Annotated in this window: 16 protein-coding genes; 6 read left to right on the top strand and 10 right to left on the bottom strand. The window is 40.3% G+C overall.

What is annotated here, in order from left to right:
- Positions 1–125 precede the first annotated feature (125 nt).
- Complete coding sequence (gene hcaR, locus AC25JC_RS06770; protein ID WP_078193338.1) at positions 126–1,019, top strand: DNA-binding transcriptional regulator HcaR; 894 nt, start codon at positions 126–128, stop codon at positions 1,017–1,019.
- 378 nt (positions 1,020–1,397) lie between these two features.
- Here hcaR and benE read toward each other — a convergent pair whose 3' ends face one another.
- The 6 genes from benE to catA form a co-directional block, all read right to left on the bottom strand.
- Positions 1,398–2,621: a benzoate/H(+) symporter BenE gene (gene benE, locus AC25JC_RS06765; protein WP_486923733.1), complete on the bottom strand. Its 1,224-nt coding sequence runs from the start codon at positions 2,619–2,621 to the stop codon at positions 1,398–1,400.
- 63 nt (positions 2,622–2,684) lie between these two features.
- Positions 2,685–3,470: a benzoate diol dehydrogenase BenD gene (gene benD / locus AC25JC_RS06760; protein ID WP_486923732.1), complete on the bottom strand. Its 786-nt coding sequence runs from the start codon at positions 3,468–3,470 to the stop codon at positions 2,685–2,687.
- A 14-nt stretch (positions 3,471–3,484) separates the two neighbouring features.
- A complete protein-coding gene (gene benC, locus AC25JC_RS06755) occupies positions 3,485–4,501 on the bottom strand; it encodes a benzoate 1,2-dioxygenase electron transfer component BenC (RefSeq protein ID WP_180115646.1) in 1,017 nt (338 codons plus the stop codon).
- Between the two features lie 94 nt (positions 4,502–4,595).
- Entirely contained in the window at positions 4,596–5,105 is a 510-nt protein-coding gene (gene benB / locus AC25JC_RS06750; protein ID WP_078190730.1) for a benzoate 1,2-dioxygenase small subunit, read from the bottom strand.
- The gene (gene benA, locus AC25JC_RS06745) at positions 5,102–6,499 is read right to left on the bottom strand and encodes a benzoate 1,2-dioxygenase large subunit (RefSeq protein ID WP_486923731.1); all 1,398 of its coding nucleotides are present in this window, start codon (positions 6,497–6,499) and stop codon (positions 5,102–5,104) included. The genes benB and benA overlap by 4 nt, the downstream gene beginning before the upstream one ends.
- Before the next feature lie 85 nt (positions 6,500–6,584).
- A complete protein-coding gene (gene catA, locus AC25JC_RS06740; RefSeq protein ID WP_486923730.1) occupies positions 6,585–7,505 on the bottom strand; it encodes a catechol 1,2-dioxygenase in 921 nt (306 codons plus the stop codon).
- A gap of 281 nt (positions 7,506–7,786) precedes the next feature.
- Here catA and AC25JC_RS06735 point away from each other — a divergent pair, with 281 nt between their 5' ends.
- The 4 genes from AC25JC_RS06735 to AC25JC_RS06720 all read left to right on the top strand — a co-directional run bounded on the left by AC25JC_RS06735 (position 7,787) and on the right by AC25JC_RS06720 (position 14,205).
- Positions 7,787–8,701, top strand: coding sequence for a LysR substrate-binding domain-containing protein (locus AC25JC_RS06735; RefSeq protein ID WP_486923729.1), 915 nt, complete (start codon positions 7,787–7,789; stop codon positions 8,699–8,701).
- Positions 8,702–8,892: 191 nt separating this feature from the next.
- Positions 8,893–10,266, top strand: coding sequence for an aromatic acid/H+ symport family MFS transporter (locus AC25JC_RS06730; RefSeq protein ID WP_486923728.1), 1,374 nt, complete (start codon positions 8,893–8,895; stop codon positions 10,264–10,266).
- Between the two features lie 177 nt (positions 10,267–10,443).
- Positions 10,444–11,706 carry a DcaP family trimeric outer membrane transporter gene (locus AC25JC_RS06725; RefSeq protein WP_486923749.1) on the top strand — a complete coding sequence of 421 codons (1,263 nt, stop codon included), beginning with the start codon at positions 10,444–10,446 and terminating at the stop codon, positions 11,704–11,706.
- Positions 11,707–12,075: 369 nt separating this feature from the next.
- Positions 12,076–14,205 carry a TonB-dependent receptor family protein gene (locus AC25JC_RS06720; protein WP_486923727.1) on the top strand — a complete coding sequence of 710 codons (2,130 nt, stop codon included), beginning with the start codon at positions 12,076–12,078 and terminating at the stop codon, positions 14,203–14,205.
- 105 nt (positions 14,206–14,310) lie between these two features.
- Here the strand turns inward: AC25JC_RS06720 and AC25JC_RS06715 are convergent, their stop codons facing one another.
- Positions 14,311–15,747: an amidase gene (locus tag AC25JC_RS06715; RefSeq protein WP_486923726.1), complete on the bottom strand. Its 1,437-nt coding sequence runs from the start codon at positions 15,745–15,747 to the stop codon at positions 14,311–14,313.
- Between the two features lie 120 nt (positions 15,748–15,867).
- Positions 15,868–17,292 carry an aminotransferase-like domain-containing protein gene (locus AC25JC_RS06710; RefSeq protein ID WP_486923748.1) on the bottom strand — a complete coding sequence of 475 codons (1,425 nt, stop codon included), beginning with the start codon at positions 17,290–17,292 and terminating at the stop codon, positions 15,868–15,870.
- A 197-nt stretch (positions 17,293–17,489) separates the two neighbouring features.
- Here AC25JC_RS06710 and AC25JC_RS06705 point away from each other — a divergent pair, with 197 nt between their 5' ends.
- Positions 17,490–18,305, top strand: a complete 816-nt coding sequence (locus AC25JC_RS06705) for a hypothetical protein (RefSeq protein WP_486923725.1) — start codon at positions 17,490–17,492, stop codon at positions 18,303–18,305.
- Between the two features lie 210 nt (positions 18,306–18,515).
- Here the strand turns inward: AC25JC_RS06705 and AC25JC_RS06700 are convergent, their stop codons facing one another.
- Positions 18,516–18,674, bottom strand: coding sequence for a hypothetical protein (locus AC25JC_RS06700; protein WP_168379604.1), 159 nt, complete (start codon positions 18,672–18,674; stop codon positions 18,516–18,518).
- Positions 18,675–18,795: 121 nt separating this feature from the next.
- Positions 18,796–19,677, bottom strand: coding sequence for a LysR family transcriptional regulator (locus AC25JC_RS06695; protein ID WP_078193328.1), 882 nt, complete (start codon positions 19,675–19,677; stop codon positions 18,796–18,798).
- Positions 19,678–19,745: the final 68 nt, after the last annotated feature.

Raw genomic sequence — 19,745 nt, 5'->3', positions numbered from 1 at the left:
AATATGAGAAAAAATGATATTTAAATAAAAAATGAACACTTCACCACAAAATATAAGACTATTTTAGCTTGCTAACAGAATTGTATTAAAAACGTCCTAAGGATTGGACTACACAGGTGACTTAAATGGAATTAAGACATTTAAAATATTTTGTCATGGTTGCACAAGAACTTAATTTTAGCCAAGCGGCCTTAAAACTTTATACGGCTCAGCCTTCTCTTAGCCAACAAATCAAAGATCTCGAAGAGTTTATTGGCGTACAGTTATTTATTCGCTCTAAACGTAAAGTTGAACTGACCGATGAAGGAATTGTGTTTTTAGAACATGCCAAAAACATTTTAGAAAGTGCCGATAAAGCAGTTGCAATGACGCGCCAAGTCAAAAAAGCCAAAGACCAAAAGATCACCATTGGCTTTGTACCAGTTGCAGAAATGAAAATTTTTCCTTTTATTATTCCGAAACTCACAGAGATGTTTCCTGACTTAAAAGTTGAACTTTTGAGCTTAAATGACACGCAAATCGTCAGTGATTTACATAATGGGCGTATTGATATCGCCATATCAAGGGCAGATGTTAATAACCATGAAATTTCGAGCCAGTTGATATTTGAAGAGCCTTTGATTTTCTTGATGAATAATCAGCATCCATTTGCAAATCAAAATAAAATATCAGTCAAATCTTTAGAAGAAATAGATTTTATTATTCCGGCTGAGGAAGTGTCGTCAGTTTTGCATCATAAGATTTTAAAATTTGCAGAAGACAAAAAGATCAACTTAAAAATCATCCAGCGCGCCAGTAATATTTTATTCAACATTAATTCAATCAATATCACACAGTCGTGTACGATTTTACCGAGTTATATTGCAGATATTGCTTATGAAAATATTATTGTCAAAAAGTTAGATACGGACCTTCCAACAATCAACTTATATATGAGTAAGCGCAGTACAAATACATCACCTAGTGTGCAAGCATTTATAAATTTAATTAACGATTTTTTTCATTTGAAGTTTGATTGAAGTATATCATTTAGTTAAATGATTCTGCTCAATAAATAATCTTCACAGGGGGGTAAAAACCTATAGATTTACGCTGCTGATAAAGTTTATGTTGGTTCAAATTAGACGGTTTTTTTAAACTAAGGCTAAGTGGCGATTACTTCATCATAAAAATTGAATCTGTGCGATGCTATGCTTATTTGCCTAAAGGGTTCACTGGATTGCCAAAGTTGTAGAGCTTTTATTGACTGCTGTGGGATTAGATGTTCAATAAGCTTTTGAAATCGCTCATCGAGAATTGCCTGAATTAACCGAAGTCTAAATGAAAGCTTTTTGTTTTTGATTAAACAAAGAAGATGTAATTTTCCATCTTCTTTGTATTAACAATGCGTTTGGATATTATGAACTTTTAGAATCTTGAGTCGTTGTTATCGGTGCTTGTGTGGCTACTCGTTTGGTCAAAATGACATGTGCCGCGACACCGATACAAATCCCCCAAAATACTGAGCTTAGCCCTAAAAAATGCATACCTGAGGCTGTCGCTAAAAAGGTGATCAGCGCTGCATCACGGTTGGCCTCATTTTTCATCGCAACCGACATATTTGTCCCAATCGCACCTAATAACGCTAAACCTGCAAGTGCAGCGACTAACTCTTTAGGTAATAGGCTAAATAACATGACAATGCTGCCTGCAAATAAGCCACCTAAAATATAAAAAATACCATTGGCAATACCGGCTATATAGCGTTTTTCTTTTAGTTCATGTGCATCTTTGCCCATACACATAGCTGCGGTAATAGACGCTAAAACAATGGTAATGCCTCCGACACATGCGACACCGAGCGAGGCAATACTGGTCGCTGTGATAATCGGCTTGGCTGGCGTGTCATATCCACTGAGTTTCATGATCGCCATCCCCGGAAGGAATTGACCACTCAGACTGACTAAGATTAAGGGAATCGCCAAATTTAAAGTTGAGTTCCAAGTCCAAATTGGGGCAATAAACTGCGGTATAGCGAGTTGAAAATTCACATCAACAGGATTAATTTTGCCTAATGCAAAACTCAAAACGACTCCAGTCAGTAAGACCCAAATCATCGCGTAGCGTGGCGATAGTCTTTTCGAAATAAGAAAGACCAATAACATGCCAAAGACAATGATCGGCATACTATCTGTAGCAGTGAACAGTCCAAGCCCAAACTGAAATAAAATACCTGCCATCATTCCCGCAGCGACATCTTGAGGAATCCATTTTAGGAGTTTGTCAAAATAGCCGGTGATGCCAATCAAAAAAATAACAATAGCAGACGTGATATAAGCCGCTATGGCTTCATTCAGCGAAATATTCGGAAAGAGCGTGACTAAAAGAGCCGTACCGGGCGCTGACCACGCGGTAATCACCGGGGTTTTATATTTAATAGAGAGATAAATACCTGCCAGTGCTGCGCCAATAGAAATCCCCCAAATCCATGAAATCATCATGGCTGGGGAAACTTGGGCTTTTTGTGCAGCTTGAAAAAAAATAATCAATGGGCCTGAATAGGAGATCAGCACGGCTAAAAATCCTGCAACCGTCGCTGAGATCGACCAATCTTCTTTTAATATTTTTAACAGGGGTGCCATCGCTTTTGTCTCCATGCGACTATGTCAATGAGCCTGTTGAATTTAACCAATGATTTTTAGAGATTAACCTTGATCTCCACCACCAACAGGGACGACCGTTCCAGTCATATAAGATGAATCCTCGGATGCCAAAAATAAGATGGCATTGACTTGTTCCTGAATTGTGCCATAGCGTCCTAAGAATGTACGGTCAATGGTTTGATCGACCACGTCTTGCATCCATTGTTTTTCATGATCTGACAATGGGTTGGCGTTTCTAGGTACTTTCCGTGGAGGTGCTTCTGTACCACCTGTAGCTACGGCATTGACTCGAATACCATCTTTGGCATGTTCAAAAGCGAGTGCAGCAGTTAAGCCATTGACCCCACCTTTTGACGCTGAATATGGCACACGGTTAATACCACGGGTTGCAATAGAAGATACATTTACAATCGTCCCTTGCTGATTTTGAATCATTTCAGGTAACACGGCTCGGCAGCACCACATAGTTGGAAATAATGAACGATTAACTTCCTTAATGATTTCTTCTTCTGAAAACTCTTGGAAGGGCTTCATCCAAATCGCACCTCCGACGTTATTGATCAAGATATCAATTCGGCCATATTTTTTAATGGCTTGGGTAGCAACTAATTGAGCGCCTGAATATGTTTCAAGATTGGCTTTAACAATAATGGCATCGCCATTATGGGCTTGAATATCGTTCAGCGTATCTTCAACAAAATCTGAAAGATCTGCCAATACCACTTGAGCGCCTTCTCGGGCCACTTGTAGTGCGACTCCACGACCGATACCTTGAGCGGCACCGGTTACAATGACAACTTTATTGCTAAATCTGGCTTGTTCTGACATTAAACTATTCTCCCTTAATTCGCTGAGAATTTTTCAAACAAGAAGTTTGCAGGTTTAACGCCTTCTGTATCTAACCAGCCACGTACAGCTTCAACCATCGGCACAGGACCACAGAGATAAATATCTACATCGCCGTTGTTTAACCAATCTTTTTCAACATGACTGGTCACATAGCCTTTACGTTCATGCTGTGACTCAGGGTGAGCGACCACAGTACGGTATTCGAACCAAGGGAGTTTGCTTTGAAATTCATCGAGCTTGTCTTTTGCCACGATGTCAAAGTCATTGGTTACGCCAAATACAAGACGAACAGGTTGTTCAGAACCTTTTTCTTCAAGCACTTGTAACATGGACATAAACGGCGCAATACCTGTACCACCTGCAAGCATGACCACAGGGCGGACGACATTACGCAGATAAAAACTACCAAAAGGACCTTTGAAGGTCATTTTGTCACCGGCTTTCGCATCGGCACTCAGGAAGGTACTCATTTTTCCTTCAGGGACATTACGAACCACGAAGCCTGTTAAACGATTGCCCGGCTTTGAACTAAACGAATACGAACGAGTTTCTTCAGTCCCCGGAATGCCGACATTGACGTATTGACCTGCCAAGAAGTTAATGTCAGGTTGATCTTCGTCCAGTTGAATATCAAAGGTAATCGTAGAATCCGACATATTTTCAACACGAGACAATGTGCCTTGAAACTCATGAATTTCAGTTTTACATACGTCAGATGATGCACTGATTTGGAAAACAGCATCTGAACTTGGACGACATTGGCAAGCTAAAATATAACCTTGCTCAGCTTCTTCGGGGGTTAAAGCGTCTTCGATATAAGACTCTTCAGGCATGTCGTAAGTACCCGACTCACAAAATGCACGGCATGTCCCGCATGCGCCATCACGGCAATCTAGAGGGATATTGATTTTTTGACGATAGGCTGCGTCGGATAGGGTTTCACCTTGAGCAACACTAATAAAACGAGTAACGCCATCTTCAAATTGAAGTGCAACATTATGGTTTGACATGGCTGAATATCCTTTTGAAAATCTGGTATAACGTGTCCTTTCAGCCAAATATCCTTCTGGCTGAAAGTAAAACCTTGCTTAGTGAAATAAGCTTTTAGAGGTGATAAATATCAATAACTTGGTTGATATAATCGTTTTTCAGAACAACATATTTGCTGAGGATTTTTGGCTGCTCGCCTGAAAAATCAATTTCATAACGTGACATGCCAAAGTAGCTATAGTTGGTTTTGTAGCGGAAACTTAAGGTGTTCCAGTTAAAACGCACCGTCACTTTGTCGCCATCACGTTCAATAATCTCGACGTTATTAATGTTATGGCTGGTTCGAGTATCTGGCATCGTGGCAGATGAACGCTCGGTTTTAATGCGGAAGACACGGTCTTCTAAACCTTGACGGTCTGGATAATAAATCAAAGAAATCTCAGACTGAGGATCTTCTGTCAGGCGGTCATCATCATCCCAAGCAGGCATCCAAAATGATGCAGATGGGGCATAGCACGCTAGCCATTCATCCCACTGTTCATCATCTAAAAAACGCGCTTCGCGGTAGAGGAACTGAGATACAGCTTCAATGCTTACGCTGTCTAAATGTGCAGTTGCATTCATGCGACATCTCCTTGTTCATTTGCGAATTGTTGTGCCAATTCTTTTTCTTCAGCGATGGCATGTTTCATGGTTTTTAACCAATATTGATGCTGAGCAAGGTAAAGACCTTCATCTTCGGTTTTGATGCCACTTAATAGTGGTTTTAATCCAATTTCATTGGCTGCATCATCCGGTCCATGAATCCAGTGTTTTGAACCACGGCACATGTCGTTCCATTCCAGTTCAATCCCTGCATAACCTGCTTGGCAGGCACGAAATTCTTCTAAATCGTCAGGTGTTGCCATGCCTGAAGCATTAAAGAAGTCTTCATATTGACGAATACGACGTGTACGTGCTTCTGGCTCTTCACCGACAGGGGCGATACAGTAAATGGTGACTTCAGTTTTATTGACAGAAATCGGGCGTAAAACTCGAATTTGTGAACCGAATTGATCCATCAAATAAACGTTTGGATAAAGACATAGGTTACGTGAACGTTCGATCATCCATTTCGACATCGGCGCGCCAAATTTTTCGGTATATTCATCGGCTTTGCTAAAGTTTGGACGGTCTTCTGGGTTAGCCCATTGGGTCCACAACAACATGTGACCACTGTCAAAACCATAAGAACCACCGCCTTGCTTGCCCCAAGAACCCGCACTCATAGCACGAATATTATCCGCTGCTTGTGCTTCTTTACGGTGCTGTGTGGTGGCTGCATAGTTCCAATGCACGGCTGAAACGTGATAGCCATCTGCGCCATTTTCAGCTGTCAGTTTCCAGTTACCTTCATAGGTATAGGTAGATGAACCACGTAAAACTTCCAAACCGTTTTCCGACTGACCTTCGATCATGTCGATAATTTTGGTGGTTTCACCTAAGAATTCTTCAAGGCTTGGCACATCAGGATTTAAGCTACCAAATAAAAAGCCTTTATAACTTTCAAAGCGCGCGACTTTTTTCAAGTCATGTGAACCATCTTGGTTAAAGCAATCTGAATAACCCGCTTCGGCAGGGTCTTTAACTTTGAGCAATTTACCTGAGTTATTAAAAGTCCAACCATGGAATGGACAGGTGTAGGTTGCTTTGTTGCCTTTTTTATAACGACATAACTGTGCGCCACGGTGTGAGCAGGCATTGATCATGGCATTCAGTTCACCATTACGGTTACGTGCAATGATAATGGGCTGGCGACCGATATGAGTCGTGTAATAATCATTGTTATTTGGAATTTGGCTTTCATGTGCCAAATATACCCAGTTACCTTCAAAAATGTATTTCATTTCAAGATCAAACAACGCTTGATCGGTAAATACTGAGCGGTGCAGTTTAAATTCACCAGTGTCAAAATTATCGACAAGAAGTTCATCAATACGATCTAGATGGCTGGTGTTAATTACAGGAATACGTGGCATGTCCATTCTCCGACTGTCCAATGAGGGGATAGTCGCCGAGTTGTCAAACTTAGATGAGACAGCTCGGCTTCCTTTGAGTGAGTAATTAAGCGCTAGCGCGTCGACGATCAACTTCAGTATTTGGTGCTGCGGCTTGTTCTTTAACTAACTCAACATTAAAGCTAATGTGCTTAAACGGTTGGTTTAGACCACGACGCGCAATTTCAGCTTCGTCTGTGATATCAACAGCAGTTGCTACCAGACCATCACGAGTTGCAAAGGCAAAGTCGTCCCAAAGGTATTTATCACCTTCGATGTTGAATTGAGTAGTTAGCTTGCGGTAACCCGGTGCAGAGATAAAATAATGAACATGTGATGGACGGTTACCATGACGGCCTAATTTGTCTAAAACAAATTGAGTTGTACCTTCTGGAGGGCAGCCATAACCAACGGGCATCGTAGTTTGTGCAACATATTTACCGTCTTGGTCAGAAAGAATCGTACGGCGAAGGTTAAAGTCAGATTGAGACTTATCAAAGAAAGAATAGTTACCTAGGCTGTTGGCATGCCAAATTTCAACTTTAGCGCCTTCAATGATGTTGCCTTCGGTATCTGTTACTGTACCTTCAATAAACAGTGTTGGAATTTTATCGGTTTCCGTACCATCATCCATACGAGCAAAGCCCACAGATTCAGGTGCGCCAGCCACATATAAAGGGCCTTCAATGGTACGTGGTGTACCACCTGTAATACCTGCTTTCGCATCAGCTTCATCGGCACGTAAATCTAGATAGTGCTCTAAACCTAAACCAGCGGCTAAAAGACCCAATTCGTTCGCTTGACCCGCATCTGTAAAATACTCTAGACCTTTCCATAGTTCAGTTTGAGTAATATCTAGATCTTCAATCGCTTGGAATAAATCACCCAATAAACGTACCACAACTTGCTGTACACGTCGGTCAACAGGCCCTGTCGCTGTATCTACGTTCATTTGTTTAACCAGAACATCAATCTCTTGACGGTTCATACTATATCTCCTTAAGTATGCATTTAAGTATGGGTGGCTATCACTCGATAAAAGAGGTCTTTGGCTGCCACGTTCCTTGTTTGGTTGTCTAACAATACTTTTTAAGTTGTTTCGTGTAGCGGCTGAAGTTTCTTTCAGGTAATGCGCTGCACGATGTATTTGATCTGTTGGATGGGATTAAAGTTGCTTAATCCTGTCTATGTGATATACCTTAAAAGAATAAAATCTTCACGTCGAAGATCAAATTTGCATTTTATTATACTTAATAGGTATTGATGACCATGGAACTAAGACACTTAAGATACTTTGTCGCGGTGGTTGAAGAGCAGAGTTTTACCAAAGCGGCAGAAAAACTATATATAGCTCAACCACCTTTGAGTCGGCAGATTCAAAATTTGGAACATGAGCTTGGAATTCAGTTATTTGAACGCGGTAGCCGTCCGCTTAAGACTACGGAAGCAGGCCAATTTTTTTATCATCATGCTTTAAAACTTTTGTCTAATGCAGAAGAAATTAAATCGATGACGAAACGAATCGGTTTGACAGAACGGACCGTGACGATTGGGTTTGTGAGCTCTTTATTGTTTGGTTTACTCTCGAATATTTTGTATTTATTTAAACAACAACATCCACATTTAAAAATAGAAATGGAGGAAATGGCGACCACTGAACAAATCAAAGCATTAAAAGAAGGCCGTATAGATGTCGGCTTTGGTCGATTGCGTATTTCAGACCCCGCGATCAAACGGGTTTTACTGCGTGAAGAACGCTTAGTGGTAGCCTTACATGCAAGTCATCCTTTCGCACAAAAAAAGGAAGGAGTCTATCTTGCAGATCTGATCGATCAGCAATTGATTTTTTATCCAAATCACAATAAACCGAATTTTTCGACCCAAGTGCGTGGCATATTTTCAGAGTATGGTTTGGATCCTAAAAAAGTACGTGAAGTTCGTGAATTACAACTGGCACTAGGCTTTGTTGCAGCGAATGAAGGGGTGTGTATTACCCCAATGAGTGCCCAAAGTGTGCAATTAACACATTTAACATTTGTTCCGATCTTAGATGAAGCCGCGATTAGTCCTATATTTATGGCTGTACGTCATATGGATGAGAGCGAAGATATTCGTGGTTTATTTGATAGTGTTTATCAAGTATATGATTTAGAAGCGATTCCTTATGATCGTGCTGTGTTTTGAGTATGCTGTCGCTAGACGTTCAGATGAACTGCACATATGAAATGATCTATTTAAATAAAGCGGAATCAAGGGATTAATTTGTATTCAACTTTTTAGGTATACAAACATGCCTAATCGGTTTTGGACATTAAGCACCGACTTATTCATTGTGAAAAGCGAATTTTACAAGCTTCACAATTAGGAGGTGGGCTATGCAAAACCAGAAAATTAATATTAATACCTTGGTTGATGAAGCCAGATTTACGCCATTTCATTGGGGTGTTTTGATTTGGTGTCTTTTGATTATTATTTTTGACGGTTATGACTTGGTGATCTATGGCGTTGCCTTACCTTTGTTGATGCAAGAGTGGTCATTATCTGCGGTACAAGCCGGCTTACTGGCAAGTACGGCTTTATTTGGCATGATGTTTGGTGCCATGTGTTTTGGCACACTGTCCGATAAAATTGGTCGTAAAAAAACCATTATGATCTGCGTCGGTATTTTTAGTGGTTTTACCTTTTGCGGCGCTTTTGCAAGTACTCCCGTTGAGTTTGGTATTTTACGCTTTCTTGCCGGTCTAGGCATCGGTGGCGTTATGCCGAACGTTGTCGCATTAATGACAGAATACGCGCCAAAACGTATACGCAGTACCTTAGTTGCACTAATGTTTAGTGGTTATGCCATAGGTGGTATGGCTTCAGCGTTATTGGGTGCTTGGTTAGTGCCTGTATATGGCTGGAAAATCATGTTTTATATTGCAATTATTCCATGTCTTGCATTGCCTTTAATTTGGAAATTCCTCCCTGAGTCATTGATGTATTTAACCTCAAAGCATCAAACAGATACGACTCGAACGATTGTCTCTAAAATTGCCCCTGAACAAGTCCTCACAACGGATACACAATTTGTACTCAATGAAGTTTCTGAAGAAGATAACGCTCCGTTAAAAGCATTATTTCAACAAGGCCGTAGTTTCAGTACGTTTATGTTCTGGATTGCATTTTTCATGTGCTTACTGATGGTTTATGCACTTGGAAGTTGGTTACCGAAATTGATGATTCAAGCCGGCTATTCACTTGGTGCAAGTATGATCTTCCTCTTTGCACTGAATATTGGTGGAATGGTAGGTGCTATTGGTGGTGGTGCTTTGGCAGACCGATTCCATATCAAAAAAGTTCTGAGCATCATGTTCATGTGTGGCGCATTGGCTTTAATCTTACTGGGCTTTAACAGTCCGCAAATGGTTCTGTATACCTTAATTGCTGTTGCAGGTGCAGCTACCATCGGTTCACAAATCTTACTTTATACCTTTGTCGCACAATACTACCCAACCACGGTACGTTCTACAGGTATGGGCTGGGCATCGGGCATTGGACGAATTGGTGCAATCGTTGGACCAGTACTTACTGGTGCGCTGTTAACCATGAATTTACCGCATCAAATGAACTTCTTGGTGATTGCCATTCCCGGTGTCATCGCTGCATTAGCAATCTTTATGGTGAATTTACAAGCTTCAGTAGAAGCGTCTACTCAAGGTCAATCGCCAAAGCTCAATACGCAAGCCATCAAAAATACAGCGAATTAAGCATTCTTAAATAAATTTAACATTACCCCAAAATTTTAAGTTTCCAGGCCCTGATGCACAGCATGAGGGCTAGTGGGAAATTGTGACAAAAAATAAGGAAAGGGCATCGCCCAAATCGAGGTCAGGATGAAAACTCAAAAGCTAAATTTAGTCAAAAAAACCTTTAAAATTAAACCGATGCTACTGGCTTGTGCAGCCGTGTTACCCATGTGGACACATGCGGCAGTCAGCGAGGCTGAAGTTGAACAGTTGCATGAAGAAGTCAAAGCGTTAAAAGCCATGATGCAGCAATATGTTCAACAGCAAAATACCTTGTCGAGTGAAATCAAAGACGTAAAACAAGGGCCTGTAGTTGCTGTGCAGAATCAAAAACCGACTCAAACACCGAGCCTGAGTTTAAATACCAAATCGGGCGCTGAGTTTAGCTTGTATGGCAATGTGCGAGCAGATGCATCTTATCAGGCAGAAGGCGGCAGTTTATCTCGCCTGTATAACCAAATGAATAGTGTTCCGCTAGAAGGGAATGCTGAAAGTTCAGATCGTTTAAAAGCAACACTTGCTGCCACACGTTTAGGACTAGACTTTAAAACACCGACTCAAGTGGGCGATGTAGGCGGTAAAATTGAAGTCGACTTTTTGGGTGCAAATGGTGGACTGCGGATTCGTCATGCCTATTTGACCTATGGTGATTGGCTAGTGGGGCAAACATGGTCTAACTTTGCTGTACCTGATTATATGCCTGAAACCATTGATGCATTGGGCTATGTTGGTGGTGCTGTTAAACGTACACCGCAAGTTCGCTATAGTTACAAATTTAGTCCAGAGACAAATCTCGTACTCGCAGCGGAAGATTCTAAGGATGACAGCTCAAATATGCGTTTGCCTGCATTAACAGCGCGTTTAAACCATAAAATGACAGATACACTCATGTTGAGCGCACGTGCGATGGGTGCTGAAAAGAAAACGGATACGGATACAGAAACCGCATGGGGACTTGGTCTGGGCGCAAAACTAGATTTGACGGATAAAACCGTGCTCAAAGCGGATTATTACCATGTCAAAGGCGACAGTAGTTTTGTGTCATGGACGAACCAAGGTTTTGTCACCAATGCGGATAAAGACATCATCGCCACCAATGAATTTGACTCGATTACAGTAGGTTTAACTCAACAAATTTCAGCACAATGGCGCGGAACATTGGGCTATGGTTATATGAAAGCAGATAATAATGCTGATTATGTCAACTCATTAGTCGATAAAACCAAGGCCAATAAAAACTTGTGGCAAGCTTGGGCAAATGTATTTTACAGCCCTGTTAAGCCGATTAGTTTAGGTCTGGAATATGTCTATGGTGAACGTGAAGCTTTTGGCGCTGCACCAAATGGCAGTACTAAGGGTGAAGATAACCGAATCAATGCGGTCGCGATGTATAACTTCTAATGCCGTTACAGAGAATTGTTTAATTTAAATTGGCTTAGAAATTTCAATATCAATTTAACGAGAGCGGGATTGGAAGTATGTTCAGGATTTGACATCTAATTTTCCGACAATCTTTCAATGCGTACTCTTAATCAATACACGCCCTTGATCTTCTCAGATTGAGGGCTTTTATCTTATTTAGAAACTTATATTTTTTGACTAAAAAATATAATTATCTGTTTTATTTCATTTAACAAATCATTTGAATATAAAAATACGAAGAAGGATCTTGATAAAAATCATGAATTTTGAAATATTTTGATACATACATGATGATAAAACACACTACAATCCTTGCCGTCAATTTCGTTTCACTTAGAAGACGCAATCATGGATGTCCCTCAATTTTCCAAATATAACAACACGTCACTTAAGCTTTTAAGCCTGATGATGCTTACTGCAATGGCACAATATAGTGTTGCAGATAGCAATGTATTACCTGAAATCACCATCAACGTTGAACAAAGTTCAATGGATGATCAAATAAAAAAAGCACTGACTAAAGTAAATGGTGCAACCAATGCGATCGTTGCAGCAGACATTCAAGATGTACCCAAGCGAACAAATGCTGATTTATTTAAAAATCAACCGGGGATATACGCGGCATCTTCAGGAAATGAAGGGGTGAAACTGTCGATACGTGGCTCGGGGATCAATCGTGCACCGGGGGCGCATGCTTCAGGGTTGTATGTAACCTTAGATGATTTGCCATTTACAGGGCCAGGAGGAACACCTTATGAACTGCTTGAGCCGCTGTGGGTAGACCATATAGAGGTTTTACGTGGGGCTAATGGTTTAACACGTGGCGCATTAAGCTTGGGTGGTCTAATTAACTATGCCAGCCCAACTGGAAAAAATGCAGCAAAACTGTCAGTGCATCATGAAATGGGCAGCCACGGTTATCAAAAAAGTAAAATCAGCTCAGGACAACAAATCGGTGACTTAGACTATTATCTTTCCTTAACGCAAAGTGAAGATGATGGTTTTCAAGATCATGCCTCAAGCCAGAGCAAAGGTATATCGGCCAATGTGGGATATCAAATAAACTCTATCCTAGATACACGTTTTTATCTGCGTTACCGAGAAACTGAACACCAAACACCGGGACGTCTAACCCAACAACAGATTGAACAAGATCCAAAACAAGCAGTACCCCTAAATATCTCGCTAAATAACAATCGCCCGCAGCCGGGAAGTCTTTGGTTGGCGAATAAAACCAATATGACTTTGGACTCAGGCGATCACTTACAGTTGGGTCTGGCTTATCATCATTATCCGATGAATTTGCAAGAAGGACTTTATAGTACTGATGTTGACTATGACGATATCAGTACCTTATTTAACTACCAATTTGACCGAACCTTGTGGGGGCATGAAAGCCAAAATAACTTAGGTTTTCGTAGTACCACGCATTTGCCAGATGGTCAGGTCGTTGAACGCTTGCGTGTTGCGCAAGGCGCCTATGCTGCGGGTACAGAAACGCGGCATTATACCTACCAAGGCGGTGACTATGTTTTACATTATGCCAATGCCTTGGCACTACACCCACAGTTTTGGCTCGATAGTCGAGTTGCATTGGCGTACACCCATCGTGAAAGTGAAGTGACATGGCCTGTACAAAGCCATAAAGAAAATATTCGTGAATGGAATGTCCTACCATCGCTAGGTTTTCGATATCAAATCCAACCTGAAACACAGTTCTTTGCCAATGTCAGTCGAAGCTTAGAAGCACCACATCCATGGGCTTTAATTTGGGGTTCGGATCAATACTTCCCAGATGGTAGTGGCGCAGCAACGGGACGCCAAAGTGCTCCGATTTATTTGAATAGTCAGACAGCGAACACTCTTGAATTAGGTGGGCGTGGTCAACATGCACTAGGTGAGTGGAATATTGCATATTACTATTCACAGGTTAAAAATGAACTGTTGGCTGTTGAAATCCAATCAGAGCCTAAAAAGATTATTGCCGAATCGAATGCTTCAGACACCGTTCATCAGGGGCTTGAACTCGGTTTAAACAGTTTATTTTGGCAAAATGATGAATATGGACAAGTTCATCTGAAACAAGCCTACACCTTGAATGATTTTCACTATAAAAATGATGTGGTATTTGGAAAAAATGAGCTGGCAGGTATACCAAAACACATCTATCAGGCTGAACTTAAATATGAACATCCTTTAGGCTTTTATGCTGCGGTTAATACACTTTATGCCGCAAAGGTCGCAACCGACTATGCCAATAGTTTCTATGCAAAAGATTGGCAAATTTGGGGAGCATCGTTCGGCTATATGCAACCACAAAAACAATATATGGCGTGGTTGGATTTTAGAAATATAGCCAATAAAAAATATGCATCTACCGTGACACCGGGCTATAACGATGCCGGCAAAGATCCTGCTCGTTTAACACCTGGTGAAGGTCGGGCGGTATATGCAGGACTGACGTATCATTTTAATTAAGCATCGTGTATTCAAATACAGCGAACAATTAAAAAGCCTTATTCTGCGGATATGAATATAAAAGGGAGTCAATCAGCTTCCTTTTTTAAACCTTTGATTGGTTTGTTAAGCAGTTCGAGGCATATCCTGAATACGTCGCCATGGCTGAGCTTCTTCAATTTCATAAGCCAGTTCAATCAAGGTTTTTTCATCACCGACATCGGCTGAAATTTGCATACTGATCGGTAGTCCGTCGTTTTGCGTTTCTCCCATAGGAATCGACATACCCGGCGCACCCACCACATTTTGGATAGGTGTAAATGTCACATAGTTCTGTATACGCTCAAATAACTGGTCAAACGGTAATTGAGGTGACAAATAGCCAATTTTAGGTGTGGTATGTGCAAGTACAGGCGATAGCAAAACGTCATAATGCTTAAAGATTTCACGATATTGTTGCTGCATTTTCTTTAATCGATACAGAAATAGCGGGGTTTTATAAAAGTTCTTTTTATACAACTTCGATAAACCAACGGTTAAGTGATCTAACTCTTTTGGATTAAAGTCAGCGCCAAAGATTTTCTTGCCAAAGGTACTCAGTAAAAAGGACAACATCCCCCAATATTCACTGAAATCTTCAACAAAGCTTAAGGAAAAAGGTAACTGAAGTTCTTCAACATGATGGCCTAATTTTTCTAATAGTGCTGCACTATGCATTAAGGTTGCAGTTGTTTCGCTATCTATTTGCCCTGTAATCGATTGCGGGACTAAACCGATGCGTAATCGACGTTTAGAAGGGCCATGAATCATGCCTATGCGTGGCAACTTTTTATTGTAATAACTTGACTCCATTCCTGCATAGAAATGCGCAGTATCTCGTATGCTACGGGTTAAAACACCTTCACTGATAATATTAATCGGAAGAGAGCCTGCTGCTTCACTGTCATAAGTACGACCACGACTAGGCTTTAATCCAATCAAACCGCAGCATGCAGCAGGGATACGAATAGAACCACCGCCATCATTGGCATGGGCAATCGGCACTACACCGGCTGCAACGAGAGCTGCAGAACCGCCAGAAGACGCGCCGCAGGAATAACTTAAATGCCACGGGTTATAGGTGGCTGAGCCATCTTTATATTCGGTACTGGCATTTAGACCAAATTCAGGGAGCTTAGATTTTCCTAATACGACAAAACCTTGATCTAAGATTTGTTGGCTAATTTGAGGATTACGATCGGCTGGTTTTGAACCTATGGCTTTTGAACCATGGCGTGATGGCACGCCTTGATAATCTAAATTATCCTTAAAGAAAAAAGGGACGCCCGCAAAAAGACCATGTTCAACATATTGATTTTGCTCTAAAGCACGCTGAAAACAGTCCAGTTCAATGGCATTTAGATACGGATTGACGTGTTCCGCACGTGCAATGGCTGCTTGTGTTATTTCCTGTACAGAGGCTTCTTTAGATTTGATGAGCTGTGCAATCCCCACAGCATCCAGATCTGTGAGTACATCCGAACTAAAGGCATGTATGCGTTGACTGTGTTTTTGATCTTCCATGAACTAACCCATTTGTTTTTTGAATTTTGGTAAATGTTGAATGAATTCGGTGTTATCTCAACAACAAATATATGTATTTGAACAATATCTGTTTGAGCATAATAATGACAATAAAAATTGTCAAATATTCATCTGATCTGAGGAAAGTGCAGAGATTGTACTAAGGAGGGCATCTAAAGCCTTTTGAATCTCATCCTTCCATGCAAAGGAACAATTTAAACGGATATATTGAGTTTTGGCTTCTGATACGTTAAATAAACGGCCTGGAGCAACACCGATCTGCTGTTGAATTAAGGCTTCATAGACCGCCATGCTTTCAATATTTTCTGGTAGTTTTAACCAAAGAAAATAACCACTTGGATGATATTGTAATTTGCATCCAGTCGGTAGGCGGCTTTCCAAATAACGGTAAAACTGTAATTTGTGTTGCTGTAGACTTTTTCTTAGGACCCGTAAATGTTTTTCATAATGATAATTTGAAATAAATTCCACCAAGGCATTTTGCAATAAGGTATTAACGGAAATCGTGCTCATAAGCTGTAAGTGTTGAATCGCTTGAGAGTATTTACCTGCATGCACCCAACCGACCCGAAATGAAGCGCCCAACGTTTTAGAAAAAGATGAGCAATGCAAGACCATATTATTTTGGTCAAAGTATTTCATTGAAACGGGTTTCTTGGATGCATAATGCATTTCCTCATACACATCGTCCTCAATTAAATGCACATGATATTGGTGTAATAACACGGCAATTTTTTGCTTGATTTCATCACTCACTGTGAAGCCAACAGGATTATGCGAATTCAGCATCAGCCAACAGATCTTGACGGGATAAGTTTTTAAAATATGTTCAAACGCGGTTAAATCAAAACCGTCTTGTGGATGTTCAGGTAAGGTCACCACTTTAAGGCCTAAGCGCTCTGCAGCTTGCAAGGCGCCATAGAAAATATTTTGCTGTAACACAATATAATCACCCGGTGAGGCTATGGCCTGTAAGGAAAGATTCAGCGCATCCATACAGCCTGAGGTAATCACAATATCCTCTGGATCTGTGGCAATACCTTGCATGCAATAACGCTGTGCAATCAACTTACGTAGGGCTAAATTTCCGGGTGGAAGATTATCAATGGCATCGTAACTTTTGGGATTTCGGGAAATTTGCCCCATGATTTGGGTTAACTTTTTAGAAAAAACAATGTCTTGAGCTGGAAAGGCTGAACCCAAGGGAATGATTTTTTCATCTTGTATTGATTTTAAATACTTAAAGACCAGAGAGTTAATTTCAACCGGTGTGTTTAAGGACACGATTTGAGTTTGTTCAGCTTCTATTTCGAGTAAGCCTTGCGCCACATAGTAGCCAGATTTCTCACGTGCATAGATTAAGCCACGTGATTCCAACTCCTGATAAGCATTCATGACCGTGATTAAACTAAAGCCAGACAACTGCACTTGTTCACGTAAAGACGGAAGTTTTTCGTGCGCTTTTAAAGTGCCATTTTCAATCAGTTGACGTAGGTGCTGAGCGAGCTGTTCCGATTTATACATAGTCATCAACAAGACAAAATTCTGTTATAAATATATCAGTAAATGAAACTTTACATTAAATTTTTATAACAGATGAGTCTATACTGTTATATGTTTTTTCAAAATCACTGTATCTAGTTTTAAGCTTGAATTTTTTATAAGGTGCATAGACCACAACACTTGTGGCGTCAAATGGTATGGAAGTTAGGGAGTTGAGTATGTTTAAAGCCAGTGAATTAGAACTGTTACAACATTTACTGGTGGATGTTCCATTGACAGATTCAACGCTGCATCTGTTGCAACAACAGCATACTAATTTAGAAGCGGTGCTTTTACGAAGTCGAATTTTGCGCCAAGTACAGCAAGTGGGCTATGTCAGTATTTGTCAGGAGTATATGCACGCCAAGGCTGAAAATGCGGCTTTTTTATTTGCACCCTTTATCTTAGCGAATTTGAATCAGAAGGTGATCTACGCTACACCACAAAGCCCTGAAAATGTTGCGATATTGAATCGTTATTATCATGCTGAGGCTAAACTTAGCGCATTTAAAGTTGATGATGTTTTATCGGGACTCAATGTCTACATTGAGCTAAATAATGAACAGCTATCGCCAGCAGAATACTTCTATTTTAGTTTGATCAATAGCTTATGTAATCCGAAAGTTTCCAAAATTATTTGTATTACACATCTACATATCGACTTAGAAAAATTAAATCAGCTTGCTGAATATTTAGATGTTGAAATCCATGTCTTGGCGGATAACGCTGAACCGATTGACTTTGATCTAAATAAAATCAATATGTTAAAGCTGCTATTTAAAGACAAAGATCAGCAATATATCGATTTATGCCAAAAGTTTTCGTTTATCAATGCGAAAATTTTACAACGATTAGGTTTATATGAATTTGACCGTGCGCAAGTCTTGGTAGAAGACATGTTTTATTCAGAACACATCTTTGAAAAAATGTCGGTATACGGTGAATATATTCAAACACATCTACAGCACCAAGTGAAAAAGCAGAGTCCTGCATAAGCGATTCAGATGGGCAAGTAATTTTATAGCTGTAATTTGATCACTTTAAAAATGCAAAAAAGCTTGTAAATCTAGACTTACAAGCTTTTTTTAAATTTAAAACCAAATTATTTGGCTTAATGATCAATTCATTATGAATTGATCATGAGCAAACATGAAATGTAAGATATACATGCAATTGCGAGTTGCAATAAGTGAATAGATTATCGCTTAAGGTAGATAGGAATTATCTGCACCAACAACAAACGCTACACCAATACAGAATAAAAGCACATAGATCGAGAACCAAATAATGGCACGCTTAAAGGCCTTATCTGAAATTTCACTGTCTGCATATTTTTGCGGTTTTTTAGGCTCTTGATTGCTCATAAGATGTACTCTAAATCCCTAGTAGTTATAGGTGATTATTGAGGTATATCGCTTGAAAGCATAGATACAACATTCATCTAAATTTCTATAACAGTTATAGTTTGGAAGGTAGCTTCATTTCTTAATCCATTAATAAACTATGATATTGGTCAGTTCTTTTTCTCAAAAAGTCCCAGACTAGCTTAATGCGTGGCTCATGTTGTAAATCGACTAAGGTCAGCATCCAAAAGGTATGCACAAAACGAACATCTTGCGCCAAGACTTGTTCTAATTCGGGTTTTTCCTCGGCCAAAAACTTGGGCAATATTGCCAATCCTGCACCCGCACTCACGGCAATTTGTTGAGCCAAAATACTACTACTTCTAAAGTTTGCATTGAGCTGAATAGGTAAACGTTCTAAACAATACAGTTCAGGGCTATAGACTAAATCATCTATATAATTCACAAAGGTATGTGATTTTAAATCTTCTAATGTATGAATGGGTTGCGTATTTTTTAAGTATTCTTTACTGCCATAAATCTTTAAACAATAGTCTGCCAGTCGAGTAATGATATAGGGGCCTGATTTTGGTCGATCGATGGAAATAACAATATCTGCTTCACGATGTGAAAGCTTGATCATTTTCGGCACAGGAATAAGGTCGATAGTCAGCAAGGGGTATTTTTTGGACAATTCTGCCAAGAGCTGTGTCAAAAATGCTGTTCCAAACCCTTCGGGTGTGCCAATTCGCACACGACCTTGCATAGGTTGGTTAGGTTTTTCGATTTGTAAAAATGCCTGTTCCATTTGTTCAACGCGAGGAACCAGTGCCAAACCTTCTAAAGTGAGCTCATAACCTGTGGCTTCACGTTTAAATAATGGTGTGCCTAAAGCCAGTTCTAGCGCATGTATACGTCGAGAAACCGTACTGTGCTCAACACCGATAATACGTGCAGTATTGGTTAGGGTTTTCGCACGAGCCAAAACCAAAAAATACTGTAAATGATCCCAATCTACTTTCATTGTTATTGTCATCCCTGTGTATATTTGCACATCAATCGTGCGTGAATCTCTATTGGTAGTCAAAATTT

The organism is Acinetobacter sp. P37 (genome assembly GCF_057480965.1).
This window is presented reverse-complemented; position numbering and strand designations above follow the sequence as displayed.